Raw genomic sequence first — 17,398 nt, forward strand, 5'->3', positions numbered from 1 at the left:
AAATTGGTAGACACGCCAGCTTCAGGTGCTGGTGACCTTACGGTCGTGGAAGTTCGAGTCTTCTTCTGGGCACCAATTTCAAATCTTAGAACTGCCCCGCGCTTCTGAGATTTACTGCAACACGCTACACTGTTTTCGTTACAAGCTACACCGCTTCATTTTGCCCAGATGGTGAAATTGGTAGACACGCCAGCTTCAGGTGCTGGTGACCTTACGGTCGTGGAAGTTCGAGTCTTCTTCTGGGCACCAATTCAGATCAAACCCGCGAAAGCGGGTTTTTTCGTTTCTGCCCTCCTCGTTTTCTTGCTTGCTGCCTCGAAACAACCGATAGCCTGCTCATGAAATTCCTCTCATTCAGGCATCTGAGAAGCGATATCGTTTATCATTGTTTCCAGATATGTAGCCGCAAGCGAGGAAGTACCCGCATGACGTTCCGCAATGCCCCCCTATTGCGCGGCCTGGCCGTTTCTCTTTTGACCCTGCTGCTCGGCGCTCCCGCCGCCATGGCCGCCGACCCTGTGTCCCTGACCCTGTACAACGGCCAGCACAAGGAAATCGGTGATGCCATCGCCAAGGCCTACGAGGCCAAGACCGGCATCCACATCAACATCCGCAAGGGCAGCAGCAACCAGCTGGCCAGCCAGATCATCGAAGAAGGCGAGCGCTCGCCAGCCGATGTCATCTACACCGAAGAGTCGCCACCGCTGAACAACCTGGGCGAGCTCGGCCTGCTGGCCAAGATCGACGAGTCGACCCTGCAGGTACTGCCCAAGGAATTCGTCGCAACCAACGGTACCTGGATGGGCGTGACCGCACGCACCCGGGTGGTGGCGTTCAACCCGAAAGTCATCGACGAGAAAGAGCTGCCACCTTCGGTGATGGACTTCGCCAGCCCCGAATGGGAAGGCAAGATCGGTTTCGTGCCGACCAGCGGCGCCTTCCAGGAACAGGCCGTGGCCATTCTCAAGCTGCACGGTCGCGACGCCGCCGAAGAATGGCTGACCGGCCTGAAGGCCTTCGGCAAGACCTACACCAACAACATGGTTGCTCTCAAAGCCGTGGAAAACGGTGAAGTGGCGGCGGTACTGGTCAACAACTACTACTGGTACGCCCTAAAGAAAGAGCGTGGCCAGCTGGATTCGAAACTCTACTACCTGGCTGACGGCGACGTCGGCGGCCTGATGACCATTTCCGGCGCCGCTGCCGTGAAGGCCAGCAAACACCCGAAAGAAGCCCAGGCACTGCTGGCCTGGATGGCCAGCGAAGAAGGTCAGCGCGTGATCACCCAGACCACCGCCGAGTATCCGCTGCACAAAGGCATGGTTTCGGACCAGGGCCTGAAGCCGTTCGAAGACCTGCGCCCACCGAAAATCACCCCGGCCGATCTGGGTAACGCTGAAGAAGCCCTGGAGCTTGAACGCGAAGTTGGCCTGCTCTGATGAGTGCAGCCGTACCCGCACCAGCGCTGAGCAGCCGCTACGTCCCCAAGCGCAAGCGCCCTTCGATCTGGGTTGTGCTACCGGTGCTGCTGCTGGTCGGCCTGAGCCTGCTGCCCCTGCTCTATGTCGCCCTGAAAGCCTGGGAAGCCGGTTGGCGGGAAGCCTTGCACCTGCTCTGGCGTCCGTTTGTCTGGGGCCTGATGCGCAACACCCTGATGCTGATGGCCGGCGTCACCCTGGCCTGCATGGCCCTGGGCGTGTCACTGGCCTGGCTACTGGAGCGCAGTGACCTGCCGGGACGGCGCTTATGGGGCGTTATTCTGTGCCTGCCTTTCGCCGTGCCGGCCTTTGTCAGCGGCTTTACCTGGGTGTCCCTGAGCCCGCGCTTCGAAGGCCTGGGTGGCGCCATTCTGGTGATGAGCCTGTCCAAGTACCCGCTGGTGTTCCTGCCGGTGGCGGCAACCCTGCGCAACCTCGACACCTCCCTGGAGGAATCGGCGCGCACCCTGGGGCAAAATCGCTGGGGCGTGTTCTTCAGAATCACCCTGCCATTGCTCTGGCCATCGATTCTCGGCGGCAGCCTGCTGATTGCCCTGCACATGCTGGTGGAGTTCGGCGCCCTGTCGATCCTCGGCCTGCAGACATTCACCACGGCGATCTACCAGCAGTTCGAACTGGAGTTCAGCAATGCCAACGCGGCGATGCTGTCGGCGGTGCTGCTGTTCATGTGCCTGCTGATGCTCTGGTTTGAGCTGCGCGTACGCGGCAAGGCGCGGCATGTGCGCATTGGCCAGGGCGTGGCGCGACGCGGTGCACCGATCCGCCTGCGCGCCTGGATGCCAGCGGGGCAACTGTATTGCCTGATCCTGGCACTGCTGGGCAGCGGCATTCCGCTGGGCATGCTGGGTTACTGGCTGAGCGTCGGCTCGTCTGCGGCCTTTCCGGTGGCCGACATCAGCCGTGCACTGTTCTCGTCGCTGTCACTGTCGCTGGGTGGCGCAGGCTTGAGCTTGCTGCTGGCGCTGCCGGTCAGTTTCCTCGTGGTGCGCTACAAAGGCCGTCTGGCGATCTGGGCCGAGCGTTTGCCCTACCTGCTGCACGCCCTGCCCGGCCTGGTGATCGCCTTGACTCTGGTGTATTTCGCCCTGCATTACGTACCGGCTCTGTACCAGACCACCGGATTGTTGCTGCTGGCCTATGCCCTGCTGTTTCTGCCGCTGGCCCAGGCGCCAGTACGCACGGCACTGAACAAGGCAGCGCCGCAACTTGAAGAAGCGGCGCGCACCCTTGGCGCAACGCAGTTCACGGCGTTCTGCCGGGTCACCCTGCCGATTATCTTCCCGGCCCTGGCGGCAGCATTTGCCCTGGTGTTTCTCGATGCCATGAAGGAGCTGACCGCAACCCTGCTGCTCAGCCCGACCGGCATGACCACCCTGGCCACTGAAGTCTGGGCGCACACCGCCAACGTCGAGTTCGCGGCGGCAGCGCCTTATGCTGCACTGCTGATTCTGGTGTCGGGGCTGCCGGTGTATTTGTTGACTACGCGGATGTATCTGAACCGCGCTTGAGGCTGTGGAAAAGCATCGCGGGGCAAGCCCGCTCCCACAGGGTTGTGAATAGCCACCCTGTGGGAGCGGGCTTGCCCCGCGATTGCTTTCAGGCCCGAAACTGCCCGAGGCTGGCCTTGAGCTGCGCCGCCAAATCATCCAGCACCTTGCTACTGGCAGTGGTCTGCATCACCACCTCGGCAGCGCGCTCGGCCTGGGCATGAATGGTCTGCACCCGCCCACGCACAGCCTGAGCCCCTTGTGCCTGTTGCTCAGCCGCGCGGGTAGCCAGGCCAATCGCCGCATGCACCTGCTCAACCGAAGCCTGCACCGACTGCTGCAAGCGCGCATTGTCACGCAGCACCAACAGACCTTCGCTGGCCTGGCGCCCGGCCTGACTGATCGCCGCAACCGCCTCTTTCGCCCCTTGCTGCAGCGCACCGATATGCGCCTGGATATCGCCGGTTGAGCTCTGGGTCTTGCTCGCCAAGGCCCGCACTTCGTCAGCGACCACGGCAAAGCCGCGCCCGGTCTCACCGGCCCGTGCCGCTTCGATCGCGGCGTTGAGCGCCAGCAGGTTGGTCTGTTCGGCGATACCGTGAATCACCGTCAACACCACCTCGATCTGCTCGCTTTGCTGAGCCAGGCGCTCGATGACTTTCGAGCCGGTCTCGACTTGCCCGGCCAGCTCTTCGATGAGCTTGGCCACCTGGGTCGAGGTCCGGCTGTTTTCGTCAGTGGCCTGACGGATATCCACCACTTGCTGCAACGCCGACTGCATGGCGTGGCTCTCGGCCTGGGCCTCATCGGCCATGCTCGACAAGTCGCGCAGGCTGGCCGCCACTTCGTCACGCTGCAGTTCAGCCGCAGCATCGGCGCCGGCATTGCGCTGAGCCATGACGCCGATCTCGACGCCCGTGCGCTGCGCCACTTCACCCGCCTCACGGACAATGGGCTGCAACTTATCGACAAACTGGTTAACCGCGGCCGCCATATCGCCAATCTCGTCGCGGCTGTCGATCGTCACGCGTTTGGTCAAGTCACCCTCACCTGCCGCCAGATCGTTGAGCGCAGCGATCAGCAGACGCAGCTTGTTGACCACCCGCCGCCCCAGTACCACCGCCACCACCAGCAGCACGCCGAGCCCGACCAGCGCCAGGCCTACGCCGATATTCCAGCGTAGCGTTGCAGCAGCCTCCTGGACACTCTGCGAGGTGTTGGCCTGCATGCCAGCAGCACTGGCCTGTGCCGCCTCCAGGCGCGCGCGCAGGGCCTTGTTACTGTCAGCGGCAGCGCCCACCAGGCTCTCGCCAACCAACTGATCACCACTGGCGATCAAGGCCGAGAAGCGCTTGTCGAGGGCGACCAGTTCGGCATCCACTGCCGCAGTGGAAACACCCATCAGCACCTTGCCGATCTCGACGCCGTTAGGACTGATCGAAGCTTCGACGAAGTACACCGAGGGATCATTGCGCGCAGCGTCGAGGACCTTGTCCAGCGCTCGTTCACCCTGGCCCTTTTCCAGCAGGACCTGGTTGATCGGGTTCTGCCGGTTCAGGTAGCGGGTCAGGTGCTGACCCTGGGCATCGTCGTACACCACGAACAGCACATTGGGGTTGCGCTGGGCACGCCGGGAGAACTCCGACAGGGTCGGCACATCGTTGTCCCACATGGCCCGCGGGGCGACCGAGGCCAGCAGTTCAGCCATGTCATTGGCCGAGTCCTTGAGGTTTTTCTCCAGGGTCGCCCGCAACTGGGCCTGCTCGCCTTGCAGACGCGTCGAAAGCCCAGCGGTAAGACGCTGGCGGGTACTGGCGGAAAGGCTATCGAGCCCGGCACTGACTTCCTGCCCGGCCTGCTCAAGCTCGGCGGACAATTTCTGGCTATCGGCACCCAATCGCTTGCCCAAATCGGCCTCAAGGGTGGTGACCGTGCTCCGGGTCAGCGCGACCGCGACCAGCACCTGCACCAAAAGAGCGATACCAAGGGCAACAAAGACCGGCCGCAACAGGCGGCTTCGTAACAGTGAGAGAACGGCAGACACGTAAGAACCCTCTACTACTGGGGCCATTAAAATGATGGCAACCCGAAAGCGATTCTTACAGCAAAGGTTGTGCCGAACAGCAGGCAGAAACGACAAAGGCCCCTATAAAGGGGCCTTTGCTTTCACATCAATCGCGACTCAGGCGAACGGGTGACGCAGCACGATGGTCTCGTTGCGGTCCGGGCCGGTGGAGACGATGTCGATCGGCGCGCCGATCAACGCTTCAATGCGCTTGATGTAAGCACGAGCGTTGGCTGGCAGCTCTTCCAGGGTCTTGGCACCCACGGTCGATTCGGTCCAACCCGGCACTTCTTCGTACACAGGCTGCAGACCCACGTAGCTGTCAGCGTCAGTCGGAGCAACGTCGTTACCTTCTGCATCTTTGTAGCCGACGCAGATGTTGATGGTTTCCAGACCGTCGAGCACGTCCAGCTTGGTCAGGCAGATGCCCGAGATGCTGTTCACATCGATAGCGCGACGCAGGATAACGGCGTCGAACCAGCCGCAACGACGAGCACGGCCGGTCGTCGCGCCAAACTCGTGACCTTGTTTAGCCAGATGCGCACCTACCTCGTCGAACAGTTCGGTCGGGAATGGACCCGAGCCTACGCGCGTGGTGTAAGCCTTGGTGATGCCCAGGATGTAGTCCAGGAACATAGGGCCAACACCCGAACCGGTAGCGACGCCACCAGCGGTGGTGTTCGAACTGGTCACATAGGGGTAGGTACCGTGGTCGATGTCCAGCAACGAACCTTGGGCGCCTTCGAACATGATGTCTTTGCCAGCGCGACGCAGGTCGTGCAGCTCAGCGGTAACGTCCAGCATCAGCGGCTTGAGCAGCTCAGCGTATTCTTTGCATTCAGCCAGGGTCTTGTCGAAGTCAATGGCTGGCTCTTTGTAGTAACCGACCAGCATGAAGTTGTGGTACTCCACCAGTTCACGCAGCTTGTCTTCAAAGCGCGGCATGTTGAGCAGGTCGCCAACACGCAGGCCACGGCGCGCGACCTTGTCTTCGTAGGCTGGGCCGATGCCGCGACCGGTAGTACCGATCTTCAGCTCGCCACGCGCCTTTTCACGGGCCTGGTCCAGCGCAACGTGGAAGGACAGGATCAGCGGGCAGGACGGGCTGATACGCAGGCGCTCGCGCACCGGTACGCCCTTCTCTTCCAGCTTGCTGATCTCACGCAGCAGGGCGTCCGGTGCAACCACCACGCCGTTGCCGATCAGGCACTGTACGCCTTCGCGCAGCACGCCAGACGGGATCAGGTGCAGCACGGTCTTTTCACCGTCGATCACCAGGGTGTGGCCCGCGTTGTGGCCACCTTGGTAGCGCACTACGGCGGCAGCATGTTCGGTCAGCAGATCAACGATCTTGCCTTTGCCCTCATCACCCCACTGGGTGCCCAGGACTACGACATTCTTACCCATAACACTTGTCCTCATTCGCGCAAACTTGGCGCCGGCTCGTACCGGCGGGGAATCTCAAATGGCCAGCGGCAGTACCTGCCAAAGCCCGTTTTGCTGAATCAATTGCCGATCGCAATCCGCCTCGACGGCGGCAGTCAATGGCTGCCCAGGCAGCGCCTGAACCACCCGCTGACCTTCACTGCGCAATTGGCAGACCAACTGCCAGAGTGCTGCATCGCTGCTGTCGGGCATCCAGATCCCGCCAGACGGCAACACAACCTCGGCCCGCCCCAGTGTGACCAGGGTCTTCAAATCCGTGGAGAAACCGGTAGCCGGGCGTGCCCGGCCAAAGTCTGCTCCGATATCGTCGTAACGACCGCCCTGGGCGATCGACTGACCGACGCCCGGGACGAAGACGGCAAACACTACGCCAGTGTGGTAGTGATAACCGCGCAATTCACCCAGGTCGAAATACAGCGGCAGCTCGGGGTAACGCGTAGCCAGCCGCTCGGCGATCGCCATCAGGTCATCCAGCGCTGCCAGCACCGCAGCCGGGGCACGCCCCAGACGCACGCGCGCCTCGGCCAGCACTTCACGACCGCCGCACAGCTCGGTGAGCGAACGCAGCATGGCGGCAAGATCCGCCGGCAGGTTGGCGGTCAGCTCGATCACTTCATCGATAGCCTTGCGCTGCAGGGCATCGAACAGCTGCTGTTCAACCGCGCCGGACAAACCGGCCGCACGGGCCAGGCCACGGTAGATACCGACATGACCAAGGTCCATGTGCACATCCGGCACGTCGGCCAGTTGCAGCATGGCCAGCATCAGGCTGATTACTTCAACGTCGCTGACCGGACTGGCGTCGCCGTACAGCTCGGCACCGAGCTGGATCGGGCTGCGCGAAGTCGACAGCGCGCGCGGCAAGGCGTGCAGCACGCTACCGGCGTAGCACAGACGACTCGGGCCTTCACGACGCAGGGTGTGCGCATCGATGCGCGCGACCTGCGGGGTGATGTCGGCACGAAAGCCCATCTGCCGACCCGATTGCGGGTCAATAACCTTGAACGTGCGCAGATCCAGGTCCTGGCCGGCACCGGTAAGCAGCGATTCCAGGTACTCGATATGCGGAGTCACGACGAACTCGTAACCCCAGCTCTGGAACAGATCCAACACCTGACGACGCGCGATCTCGATGCGCGCCGCCTCAGGTGGCAGTACTTCTTCGATGCCATCTGGCAGCAGCCAGCGGTCTACCGTTGCCATTACGCCATTTCCCCTTTGGTCCGGGCGGCCTGCCCGCAGGCTTGCCTTGAGTGAAGCAGGTATCGCCAAACTATGACGCGCAGCACTGATTCCAGCGCAACCGCCGTGCCGATACCCTCAAATACCTTGGGCTGCGCTGTAGGCCGGCGACGGCTTGCGGCCGTTCGGTCTTGCAGACGCAAAAAAGCCGGGAATTTCCCGGCTGCCGCATCATACACCCGTTTTCTCGCAGGATCACCCCGCCAGGCGTTTTAACCGCCCGGCGGGGTGCAACCTGACTACTTGGCCTTGTCCATGAAGCGGAAGAACTCGCTGTTCGGATCGAGCACGAGTACATCGCTTTTGCTGGCAAAGCTTTCGCGGTAAGCCTTGAGGCTGCGGTAGAACGCGTAGAAGTCCTGGTCCTGACCATAGGCCTTGGCGTAGATCGCCGCCGCCTGGGCATCACCATCACCACGGGCCTCTTCCGATTCCCGATAGGCTTCTGCCAGCAATACACGGCGCTGACGGTCGGCGTCGGCACGAATACCTTCGGCCAGCTCGTTACCTTTGGCGCGGTGTTCGCGGGCTTCACGCTCACGCTCGGTGCTCATACGCTCGAACACGCTGCGGTTTACTTCCTTGGGCAGGTCGATGGCCTTGACGCGAACGTCGACCACTTCGATGCCCAGCTCCTTGCTGGCCATACGGTTCAGCGAGGCAGTAATGTCAGACATCAGCGCGTCACGTTCACCGGAAACCACTTCGTGCAGGGTGCGCTTGCCGAACTGGTCACGCAGGCCGCTTTCCAGACGGCGCGACAGACGTTCGTCGGCGATCTGCTTGAGGCCCGAAGTCGCGGTGTAGAAACGCTCGGCGTCCTTGACCCGCCACTTGGCGTAGGCATCGACCATCACCGCTTTCTTTTCCAGGGTAAGGAAGCGCTGGGTCGGGGCATCCAGGGTCATCAGGCGGGCGTCGAACTTGCGCACCTGGTTGACGTACGGAATCTTCACATGCAGGCCAGGCTGGACATCGGTCTGAACCACACGACCGAATCGCAGCATTACCGCACGCTCGGTCTGCGAGACGATGTAGAAGCTGTTCCAGGCCACGATCGCCAGCACCACGCCAACGATCAGGGCGATCAGCGATTTATTGCTCATCAGCGGCTCTCCCTAGTACGCAACTGTGTTTGCTGCTGTTGCAGCTCAGCTGCCGCGCGATTGGCCGCGTCGTTGGCCGAAGCCGGGACGCTTACTGGAACACTGCTGCTACGGCTGCCTTCGACCATCTTGTCCAGCGGCAGGTACAGCAGGTTGCTCTGGCCATCCTTACCGGAAACCAGGACCTTGCTGGTGTTGCTGTAGACTTCCTGCATGGTGTCCAGGTACAGACGCTGACGGGTCACTTCAGGTGCTTTGCGGTATTCGGCAACCAGCTTGGTGAAGCGATCAGCCTCACCCTTGGCGCGCGAGACGACTTCGTCGCGGTAACCGTTGGCATCCTCGATGATCCGCTGGGCCTGACCACGCGCTTCCGGCACCACGCCATTGGCGTAGGATTCGGCCTGGTTGCGGGCACGCTGCTCGTCTTCACGGGCACGGATCACGTCATCGAAGGCTTCCTGCACTTCACGCGGGGCTGCCGCGCTCTGTACGTTGACCTGGGTGACGGTGATACCGGTACGGTAGGTGTCGAGGAAACGCTGCAGGCGCTCCTTGATTTCCACGGCCATCTGCTCACGACCTTCGGTCAGTACCTTGTCCATGGCGGTGGAACCCACCACATGGCGCAGGGCGCTGTCGGTCGCATGCTGCAGGCTGACTTCAGGCTGATCGACGTTCAGCACGAAATCCTGCAGGTTGGTGATCTTGTACTGCACGGTCAGCGGCACTTCGACGATGTTCTCGTCTTCGGTGAGCATCTGCCCCTGCTTGGTATAGGCACGCTCACGCGTGACGTTTTCCATGTACTTGCGATCGATCGGCGGGAAGTAGATGTTCAGGCCCGGCCCTACGGTTTCGTAGTATTTGCCGAAGCGCAGCACTACCGCCTGCTCCTGTTCGTCGACCACATACACGGCGCTGTACAGCCAGATAGCTGCCAGCACGGCCAGCCCGACGCCGAGCAGGCCGAAGCCACCGCCCTTGCCGATGCCGTTGTCACCGCCGCGTTTTTTGCCACTGCCGAACATGCCGTTCAGGCTGTCCTGCAGCTTGCGGAAGGCCTCGTCGAGATCCGGCGGCCCTTTCTTGTCGCCACCACGGCGCCCGCCCCACGGATCCTGATTGTTCGAGTTGCCACCCGGCTCATTCCAAGCCATAGCGCTCTCCATCTGATAAAGCAAAGACGCACCCACGGCGCGCCGTCCAATGCTACAGAATGCCTGTCACGGCTGCCCGACCGCGTCGCCGGGCTTTTATTGCAAAGTGTGTTGCTCGATGAACTCCGCCGGCTTCAAGCCTTCGCGAGTGACCAGGCGATTGAACTCGACCCGCGACACCCGAATGGCCAGAAGACTGCTGCCTTCATCGTCGTGCTCTTCGCCCTGCACTGCGCCCAATGCAAAGAATTGCGCGCGCAATCGCGCGAAACGCTGTTCAAGGCGCAAGGTTCCGATAAACAGGTCATCCCCCAGCAACTCGGCGACTGCCTGCCCCACCAGTTCCAGGCCGCGCCCATCACGCGCCGAGACCCAGACCCGCTGCGGCTTGCCGTCGGCATCGCGCTGAATCTGTGGCTCGACACCCTCAAGCAGGTCGAGTTTGTTATAGACCTCGAGGATCGGCAAGCCTTCTGCACCAATCTCCCCCAACACCGCCATGACCTGTTCAATCTGCTCCATGCGATCAGGCTCATGGGCGTCGATCACATGCAGCAGCAGATCGGAGTTGCTCGACTCTTCGAGCGTAGCCCGAAAAGCTTCCACAAGCTTGTGTGGCAGGTGGCGAATGAAACCCACGGTATCGGCCAGCACGATCGGCCCGACGTCATCGAGCTCAAGCCGGCGCAGGGTCGGGTCGAGGGTCGCGAACAGCTGGTCGGCCGCGTAGACCTCGGATTGGGTCAGGGCATTGAACAGGGTCGATTTGCCGGCGTTGGTATAGCCGACCAGGGACACCGACGGGATATCTGCCCGTTTGCGCCCGCGGCGAGCCTGCTCGCGCTGGCTGCGGACCTTCTCCAGGCGCGCCTTGATCTGGCGCAGACGCACCCGCAACAGACGCCGGTCGGTTTCCAGCTGGGTTTCACCCGGACCGCGCAGGCCGATACCGCCTTTCTGCCGCTCAAGGTGTGTCCAACCGCGTACCAGCCGCGTGCTCATGTACTCAAGCTGAGCCAGTTCGACCTGCAGCTTGCCTTCATGGGTACGCGCCCGCTGGGCGAAGATGTCGAGAATCAGACCGGTGCGGTCAAGCACGCGACACTCGAAAACTCGTTCGAGGTTACGTTCCTGACTGGGGGTGAGGGTGTGATTGAAAATCACCAAATCTACCTGCTCGGCGCTGACCAGGTCGCGCAATTCCTCGACCTTGCCACTGCCAATCAGGTATTTGGCGCTGGGCTGATGTCGCGCCACATTGGCGAACGCGACTATATCGGCCCCAGCCGACAGTGCCAGCTCCCGAAACTCCTGCGGATCTTCGCGCGCCTCAGGGTTCTGACCTTCCAAGTGAACGAGGACTGCCCGCTCACCACCACCGTGGCGCTCAAAGAACAAAGCAGACTCCTATCAGGCGTTACCTGGCTCAGCGTCGCCATGCTCGGATTCGGATGCGCTTGGCAGACGGATCGGACGCACAGGAACCACTGTCGAGATAGCGTGCTTGTAAACCATCTGGCTGACGGTGTTTTTCAGCAGGATCACGAACTGGTCGAAGGATTCGATCGTGCCTTGCAGCTTGATGCCGTTAACCAGATAGATCGAAACCCCAACTTTTTCTTTTCTCAAAGTATTCAAGTAAGGGTCTTGTAGCGAATGCCCTTTTGACATATGCCGCACTCCTGTAAGGATCAATAGTAAAAAAATCAAAGAAAAACTGATGGCTCAAGCCGCCCCACCCCAAGGATAGACGGCAATTACAAGGACTCAGCTCAATATGGAGACCGATCCCAGGTATTTCAAGGTGCGAGACAGATTGTCGCAAGCCAGGCTATCCAACCAGTGCAGGTCAGCCCAACTACGCAACCAGGTGAATTGCCGTTTCGCCAATTGGCGAGTGGCAATAATGCCGCGCTCCTGCATTTCAACTGATGTTAACTTGCCATCAAGATGATCCCAGACCTGGCGATAACCAACCGCCCGTATAGACGGCAGCCCCGCGTGCAAGTCACTTCTGGCTCGCAGCAATCGGACCTCGTCAACGAAGCCCTGTTCCAGCATTTGCCCAAATCGTAGCGCAATCCGCTCGTGCAACACGTGACGGTCGGCAGGCGCAATGGCCAGGCTGGCGACAGTATAGGGCAAATGACCCGCCGCCGAAGGGCCTGCGGCGCTACTTTCCGCGGATTGACGCTGGCGGTGAGCCGTCATTGTCAGGCCGCTGACCCGATAAACCTCGAGCGCGCGAATCAGGCGCTGGGGGTCATTGGGGTGAATTCTCGCTGCCGATTCCGGGTCGACCGCTGCCAACTGCTGGTGCAGCCCTTGCAATCCAAGGCGTGCAGCCTCTTCTTCAAGTTCGGCGCGTACCTGCGGGTCGGCCGCAGGCATGTCGGCCAGGCCTTCGAGCAGGGCCTTGTAATAGAGCATGGTGCCACCGACCAGCAGCGGTATTTTGCCGCGCGCGGTGATATCGGCCATGGCCTCCAGTGCATCACGACGAAAATCGGCAGCCGAATAGCTCTGGGCCGGGTCGAGAATATCGATCAGGCGGTGAGGATGGGCCGCCAGCACCTCTTTGGAGGGCTTGGCCGTGCCAATATCCATACCTCGATAGACCAGCGCCGAATCGACACTGATCAACTCGCAAGGCAGTACCTTGGTCAGCTCGATGGCCAGATCGGTCTTGCCCGCCGCGGTCGGGCCCATCAGGAATATCGCGGGAGGTTTGCCACTCATTTTATCGACCGCGCAGGAACAGTTTGTCCAGATCGTCCAGGCCCAGTTGGGTCCAGGTCGGTCGGCCATGGTTGCATTGGCCGCTGCGCTCGGTGTTTTCCATGTCGCGCAGCAGGCCGTTCATTTCTGCCAGCGCCAGGCGCCGGTTGGCGCGGATGGCACCGTGGCAGGCCATGGTGCCGAGCAGTTCGTTCAAGTGCGCCTGAATCCGGTCGCTGGTGCCGTATTCCATCAGGTCGGCCAGCACATCCTGGACCAGGCGGTTGGCTTCGGCCTGCTTGAGCAGTGCCGGGATCTGGCGAATCGCCAGGCTTTCCGGGCCCAGGCGTTGTAATTCGAAGCCCAGGCGCTGGAACCATTCGGCATGCTCTTCGGCACAATCGGCCTCACGCTGGCTCAGCGCCAGGGACTCTGGCACCAGCAGCGGCTGGCCGCTGAGCCCTTCGCTGGCCATGGCCACTTTCAGGCGCTCGTACATGATGCGCTCATGGGCCGCGTGCATGTCTACCAGCACCAGACCCACGGCGTTCTCGGCAAGAATATAGATACCCTTGAGTTGCGCCAGGGCGTAGCCCAGTGGCGGGATATCACCCTGGCTGTCAGGCAGTGCAGCGGGCGCGGCCTCGTTCAGCGGCGCAAAGAATTCACGGTAGACGCTCTGCGTCTCGGCAGCCGGTAGCGCCTGGGCCGGACGCGGGGTGTACTGATACTGGTATGCGCCACCACTGCCACTGCCGTTGCCAGCGCCCATGGGCCGCACGCCCGGCTCGGCCAGCGGCTGCTCAAGCAGGTTGGCCGCCAGGCGCATCTCGCCCTGAGGGCCGAATTCGCCGGCCTGGATACCGCTGGGGCGGATGATTTCGCTGGTCGCGGCAGGCGCAGCCAGTTGATCTTCCGGACGCACGTCGGCCAAGGCCCGGTGCAAGGTGCCATAAAGGAAGTCATGGACCATGCGCCCATCACGAAAACGCACTTCATGCTTGGTCGGGTGCACGTTGACGTCGACGCCGGTGGGGTCGACCTCGAAGAACAGCACGAACGTCGGGTGCCGGCCGTTGAACAGTACATCGCGATAGGCCTGGCGCACCGCGTGGGCAACCAGCTTGTCGCGCACCGCACGACCGTTGACGAAGAAGTACTGCAAATCGGCCTGGCTGCGCGAGAAGGTCGGCAAGCCAACCCAGCCCCACAGGTGCAAGCCATTGCGTTCGACTTCGATCGGCAATGCCTGCTCAAGAAAGCCCGGGCCGCAGATCGCCGCCACGCGCCGGGCGCGTGCAGTGTCATCCTGGGCTTCGTGCAGACTGAGAATGCTCTTGCCGTTGTGACGCAGGTGAAAACCTACATCAAAGCGCGCCAGCGCCAGGCGCCGGATCACTTCCTGCAGGTGATCGAATTCGGTTTTCTCGGTTTTGAGGAACTTGCGCCGGGCCGGGGTGTTGAAGAACAGGTCACGCACTTCGACCGAGGTACCGACCGGATGCGCCGCCGGCTGCACTCGGGGGGCCATGTCGCGGCCTTCGGTTTCCACCTGCCAGGCCTGTTCGGCATCGCGGGTTCGCGAGGTCAGGGTCAAGCGTGCGACCGAGCTGATCGATGCCAGCGCCTCACCACGAAAACCCAGGCTCATGACCCGCTCGAGGTCTTCCAGGTCGCGAATCTTGCTGGTGGCGTGACGGGCCAGAGCCAGCGGCAGGTCGTCGGCGGCGATACCGCTGCCATCGTCGCGGACCCGCAGCAATTTCACGCCACCCTGCTCGACTTCCACGTCGATGCGCCGGGCACCGGAGTCGAGGCTGTTCTCCAGCAACTCCTTGATGACCGACGCCGGGCGTTCGACCACCTCACCGGCGGCGATCTGGTTCGCCAGCCGCGGGCTGAGCAGCTCGATCCGTGCGCTATCGGTCATTGCTGGGACGCCAGGGCAGTAGTAGGGATATGCAGGCTCTGGCCGACCTTCAACTCATCGGTCTTGAGGTTGTTGGCAGAACGCAGGCTGGCTACGTTGACCTGATAACGCACGGCGATCATCGCCAGCGTCTCACCCGGCCGCACGCTGTGTTCGCGCGGCCCCTGGGCAATCTTGCCGCTGTCGCGCAGGAAGGCGATGTAAGTGCCTGGCGGCGGGTTCTGCTGGAAGAACTGGCGCACGCCGCTATGAATCGAGCGTGCCAACGATTGCTGGTGGCTCGGGGTGGCCAGTTTGGCCGCCTCGTTGGCGTTGGAGATAAAGCCGGTTTCCACCAGGATCGACGGGATGTCTGGCGACTTGAGCACCATGAAGCCCGCCTGTTCGACCCGGCGCTTGTGCAGCGGCGTGACCCGGCCCATGTTGCCCAGCACCTTCTGCCCGACGTTGAGGCTGGAACTCAGCGACGCGGTCATCGACAGGTCGAGCAGCACGCCGGCGAGCATGCGGTCCTTGTCATCGAGGCTGACGTTGCCAGCGCCACCGATCAGGTCCGAACGGTTTTCACTGTCTGCCAGCCAGCGTGCGGTTTCCGAGGTGGCGCCGCGATCGGACAGGGCGAACACCGAGGCGCCGAAGGCGGCCTTCGACGGTGCGGCGTCGGCGTGGATCGAGATGAACAGGTCGGCGCCCTTCTTGCGGGCGATCTCGGTACGCTTGCGCAGCGGAATGAAGTAATCGCCGGTACGCGTCAGTTCGGCGCGGAAGCCTTTCTCGCTGTTGATCTGACGCTGCAGCTCTTTGGCGATCGACAGCACGATGTCTTTTTCATGCTGGCCCTTGGAGCCCGAGGCGCCCGGGTCTTCGCCACCATGACCGGCGTCGATGGCGATAACGATGTCACGCTTGCCACTGGGCACCGGGGTCAGCTTGATTGCCGGCTGCGCTGGCGTCACCGGCACAGCGGGTGCAGTGGCAACCGGAGGGGTTGGCGGTGGCGAAACGGCGTCGGCAGCCTGATCGTAAAGGTCGACGACCAGGCGGTTGCCGTACTGGGCGTTAGGCGCCAGGGTGAAACTCTTGGGGGTCACCGACTTGCTCAGGTCCACGACCACACGCAGGTCGGTAGGTGTGCGCTGGGCCGAGCGCACACTGGTAATCGGGGTGTTGGAAGTCGACACGGTCAACGGCGCGGCCAGGGTCGCACCATTGATGTCGATAACCAGGCGATCCGGGGCGGTCAGGGTAAAGACACTGTGCTGCACAGGCCCTGAGAGGTCGAACACCAGCCGCGTGTTATCCGGCGCTCGCCACAAACGCATACTTTTGACTTGCGTGACGGCCAGAGCATCAACAGTCACCGCCGTAAGCAGCAATCCTACGACCGCAACCAGTGCGCGAATGCGCATACCTATCCCCATTTTCTATTTGAATTCCAAGGCCAGAGCGGCACACCAGGCTTCGCCACGTGCCCCCTGCGGCGACAGGTTGAGCGAACGACCGCTCGCCTGGGGGCTTATGGTAATGGTCAGGTCGGGCTTTGGCAAAATACCCGCCCCCTTTTGGGGCCATTCGAACAGGCACAGGGCATCGTTTTCGAAGTAATCGCGAATACCGATGTACTCAAGCTCTTCGGGATCGACCAGGCGATAGAGGTCGAAGTGGAAGGCACGGATCTCGCCGATCTCGTAGGGCTCGACCACAGTAAACGTAGGGCTTTTGACCGCCCCTTTGTGGCCGAGACCGCGGATGATGCCGCGCGACAGGGTGGTTTTACCCATTCCCAGATCGCCTTCCAGAAAAATCACGCCGTGACCTTTGGTCACTTCGGCGATACGGGTGCCGAAGCGGACCATGGCCTCTTCGTCGGCCAAAAACAGGGTTACACCTGACACGCTGAATGCTCCTCCAATAAATGACGAATGGCCGGGACCAGATCACTGGCCGCCAGCCCCCGACCGTGCATGCCCAACCGCTCTCCGGCGCAAGCGTGCAGCCAGACGCCCAGGCAGGCGGCGTCCCAGCCCGACATGCCCTGAGCCAACAGCGCCCCCAGCACACCACTGAGCACATCGCCCAGGCCCGCCCCGGCCATCGCCGGATGCCCGCGGTTGCACAGGGCAAGCTGCCCGGCCGGATCAGCCACCAGGGTACCGGCGCCCTTGAGCACACAGATGACCGCATATTTACGTGCAAGTTTGCGCGCCGCCCCGGCACGGTCCGCCTGTACTGCTTCAGTGGAAATGCCCAGCAGCCTGGCCGCCTCCCCCGGATGCGGGGTGATGATCGAGCCCGCCGCCAGCGCCAATGGCGCCCGTGCCAGCAGGTTCAAGGCGTCGGCATCCCACACTTGCGGCAACCGCGCGCTGACGACTGCCGACAGCAAGCTACGCCCCCAGGCCGCCTGGCCGAGGCCGGGGCCGACCACCACGACCGACGCGCGCTCGATCGGGGTCATCAACTGATTGGCCGAATGCACACCCAGACACATCACCTCCGGCAGCCGCGCCAGGGCCGCAGGCACCTGCTCGCTGCGCGTGGCCAGCGAAACCAGCCCGGCGCCACAACGCAACGCGGCTTCGGCGCTGAGCAGAACCGCTCCGCCGGTACCACGATCGCCGCCAACCACCAGGACGTGGCCGAAATCACCTTTTTGCGCCGCAAGCAGGCGCGGCGCGAGGGGCGTCAAGGCAACACTGGTGAGGATTTGCGCCTGGTTTGCAGGGTGTTTGGTCTGAGGCATGG

Annotated in this window: 14 protein-coding genes, 1 tRNA gene and 1 pseudogene; 3 read left to right on the forward strand and 13 right to left on the reverse strand. The window is 62.2% G+C overall.

Annotated features, from left to right (window positions below):
- Window positions 1–162 precede the first annotated feature (162 nt).
- The 3 genes from AC07OF_RS18670 to AC07OF_RS18680 all read left to right on the forward strand — a co-directional run bounded on the left by AC07OF_RS18670 (window position 163) and on the right by AC07OF_RS18680 (window position 3,007).
- Window positions 163–249 (forward strand) — tRNA-Leu (locus AC07OF_RS18670).
- A gap of 176 nt (window positions 250–425) precedes the next feature.
- Window positions 426–1,439: an extracellular solute-binding protein gene (locus AC07OF_RS18675; RefSeq protein WP_157194417.1), complete on the forward strand. Its 1,014-nt coding sequence runs from the start codon at window positions 426–428 to the stop codon at window positions 1,437–1,439.
- On the forward strand, window positions 1,439–3,007 hold the full coding sequence (locus AC07OF_RS18680) for an ABC transporter permease (RefSeq protein WP_157194418.1): 1,569 nt from the start codon (window positions 1,439–1,441) through the stop codon (window positions 3,005–3,007). Before AC07OF_RS18675 ends, AC07OF_RS18680 begins: the two co-directional genes overlap by 1 nt.
- 88 nt (window positions 3,008–3,095) lie before the next feature.
- Here AC07OF_RS18680 and AC07OF_RS18685 read toward each other — a convergent pair whose 3' ends face one another.
- The 13 genes and pseudogenes from AC07OF_RS18685 to AC07OF_RS18745 all read right to left on the reverse strand — a co-directional run bounded on the left by AC07OF_RS18685 (window position 3,096) and on the right by AC07OF_RS18745 (window position 17,396).
- Complete coding sequence (locus tag AC07OF_RS18685; protein WP_408635436.1) at window positions 3,096–3,980, reverse strand: methyl-accepting chemotaxis protein; 885 nt, start codon at window positions 3,978–3,980, stop codon at window positions 3,096–3,098.
- A gap of 21 nt (window positions 3,981–4,001) precedes the next feature.
- Window positions 4,002–5,057 (reverse strand): annotated as a pseudogene (locus AC07OF_RS18690) (methyl-accepting chemotaxis protein); the annotation flags it as partial.
- A 111-nt stretch (window positions 5,058–5,168) separates the two neighbouring features.
- Window positions 5,169–6,458, reverse strand: coding sequence for an adenylosuccinate synthase (locus tag AC07OF_RS18695; protein ID WP_157194420.1), 1,290 nt, complete (start codon window positions 6,456–6,458; stop codon window positions 5,169–5,171).
- Window positions 6,459–6,512: 54 nt separating this feature from the next.
- Window positions 6,513–7,700 (reverse strand): ATP phosphoribosyltransferase regulatory subunit, encoded by a 1,188-nt coding sequence (locus tag AC07OF_RS18700; RefSeq protein WP_191830718.1) that lies wholly within the window; start codon window positions 7,698–7,700, stop codon window positions 6,513–6,515.
- A gap of 278 nt (window positions 7,701–7,978) precedes the next feature.
- Window positions 7,979–8,845: a protease modulator HflC gene (hflC, locus tag AC07OF_RS18705; RefSeq protein WP_476446096.1), complete on the reverse strand. Its 867-nt coding sequence runs from the start codon at window positions 8,843–8,845 to the stop codon at window positions 7,979–7,981.
- Entirely contained in the window at window positions 8,845–10,005 is a 1,161-nt protein-coding gene (hflK, locus tag AC07OF_RS18710) for an FtsH protease activity modulator HflK (RefSeq protein ID WP_157194423.1), read from the reverse strand. Before hflK ends, hflC begins: the two co-directional genes overlap by 1 nt.
- A gap of 96 nt (window positions 10,006–10,101) precedes the next feature.
- Window positions 10,102–11,403: a ribosome rescue GTPase HflX gene (gene hflX, locus AC07OF_RS18715; protein ID WP_038615206.1), complete on the reverse strand. Its 1,302-nt coding sequence runs from the start codon at window positions 11,401–11,403 to the stop codon at window positions 10,102–10,104.
- Between the two features lie 12 nt (window positions 11,404–11,415).
- Entirely contained in the window at window positions 11,416–11,676 is a 261-nt protein-coding gene (gene hfq / locus AC07OF_RS18720) for an RNA chaperone Hfq (protein WP_028945676.1), read from the reverse strand.
- Window positions 11,677–11,772: 96 nt separating this feature from the next.
- A complete protein-coding gene (gene miaA, locus AC07OF_RS18725) occupies window positions 11,773–12,744 on the reverse strand; it encodes a tRNA (adenosine(37)-N6)-dimethylallyltransferase MiaA (RefSeq protein ID WP_157194425.1) in 972 nt (323 codons plus the stop codon).
- Window position 12,745: 1 nt separating this feature from the next.
- Window positions 12,746–14,653, reverse strand: coding sequence for a DNA mismatch repair endonuclease MutL (mutL, locus tag AC07OF_RS18730; protein ID WP_476446098.1), 1,908 nt, complete (start codon window positions 14,651–14,653; stop codon window positions 12,746–12,748).
- The gene (locus tag AC07OF_RS18735) at window positions 14,650–16,074 is read right to left on the reverse strand and encodes an N-acetylmuramoyl-L-alanine amidase (RefSeq protein WP_198325383.1); all 1,425 of its coding nucleotides are present in this window, start codon (window positions 16,072–16,074) and stop codon (window positions 14,650–14,652) included. The genes mutL and AC07OF_RS18735 overlap by 4 nt, the downstream gene beginning before the upstream one ends.
- Before the next feature lie 3 nt (window positions 16,075–16,077).
- Window positions 16,078–16,548 carry a tRNA (adenosine(37)-N6)-threonylcarbamoyltransferase complex ATPase subunit type 1 TsaE gene (gene tsaE, locus AC07OF_RS18740; protein WP_038615215.1) on the reverse strand — a complete coding sequence of 157 codons (471 nt, stop codon included), beginning with the start codon at window positions 16,546–16,548 and terminating at the stop codon, window positions 16,078–16,080.
- Window positions 16,536–17,396 (reverse strand): NAD(P)H-hydrate dehydratase, encoded by an 861-nt coding sequence (locus tag AC07OF_RS18745; protein ID WP_495073310.1) that lies wholly within the window; start codon window positions 17,394–17,396, stop codon window positions 16,536–16,538. Before AC07OF_RS18745 ends, tsaE begins: the two co-directional genes overlap by 13 nt.
- Between the last annotated feature and the right edge of the window lie 2 nt (window positions 17,397–17,398).

This window comes from Pseudomonas sp. GW821-FHT10B02 (assembly GCF_059415665.1).

Coding starts and splice junctions, on each gene's coding strand:
- AC07OF_RS18695 (WP_157194420.1), bottom strand. CDS start 6,458: ATGGGTAAGAATGTCGTAGTCCTGGGCACCCAGTGGGGTGATGAGGGC.
- hflK (WP_157194423.1), bottom strand. CDS start 10,005: ATGGCTTGGAATGAGCCGGGTGGCAACTCGAACAATCAGGATCCGTGG.
- miaA (WP_157194425.1), bottom strand. CDS start 12,744: ATGAGTGGCAAACCTCCCGCGATATTCCTGATGGGCCCGACCGCGGCG.
- mutL (WP_476446098.1), bottom strand. CDS start 14,653: ATGACCGATAGCGCACGGATCGAGCTGCTCAGCCCGCGGCTGGCGAAC.
- AC07OF_RS18680 (WP_157194418.1), top strand. CDS start 1,439: ATGAGTGCAGCCGTACCCGCACCAGCGCTGAGCAGCCGCTACGTCCCC.
- AC07OF_RS18685 (WP_408635436.1), bottom strand. CDS start 3,980: ATGGCGGCCGCGGTTAACCAGTTTGTCGATAAGTTGCAGCCCATTGTC.
- hflC (WP_476446096.1), bottom strand. CDS start 8,845: ATGAGCAATAAATCGCTGATCGCCCTGATCGTTGGCGTGGTGCTGGCG.
- AC07OF_RS18735 (WP_198325383.1), bottom strand. CDS start 16,074: ATGGGGATAGGTATGCGCATTCGCGCACTGGTTGCGGTCGTAGGATTG.
- AC07OF_RS18700 (WP_191830718.1), bottom strand. CDS start 7,700: ATGGCAACGGTAGACCGCTGGCTGCTGCCAGATGGCATCGAAGAAGTA.
- hfq (WP_028945676.1), bottom strand. CDS start 11,676: ATGTCAAAAGGGCATTCGCTACAAGACCCTTACTTGAATACTTTGAGA.
- AC07OF_RS18675 (WP_157194417.1), top strand. CDS start 426: ATGACGTTCCGCAATGCCCCCCTATTGCGCGGCCTGGCCGTTTCTCTT.
- AC07OF_RS18745 (WP_495073310.1), bottom strand. CDS start 17,396: ATGCCTCAGACCAAACACCCTGCAAACCAGGCGCAAATCCTCACCAGT.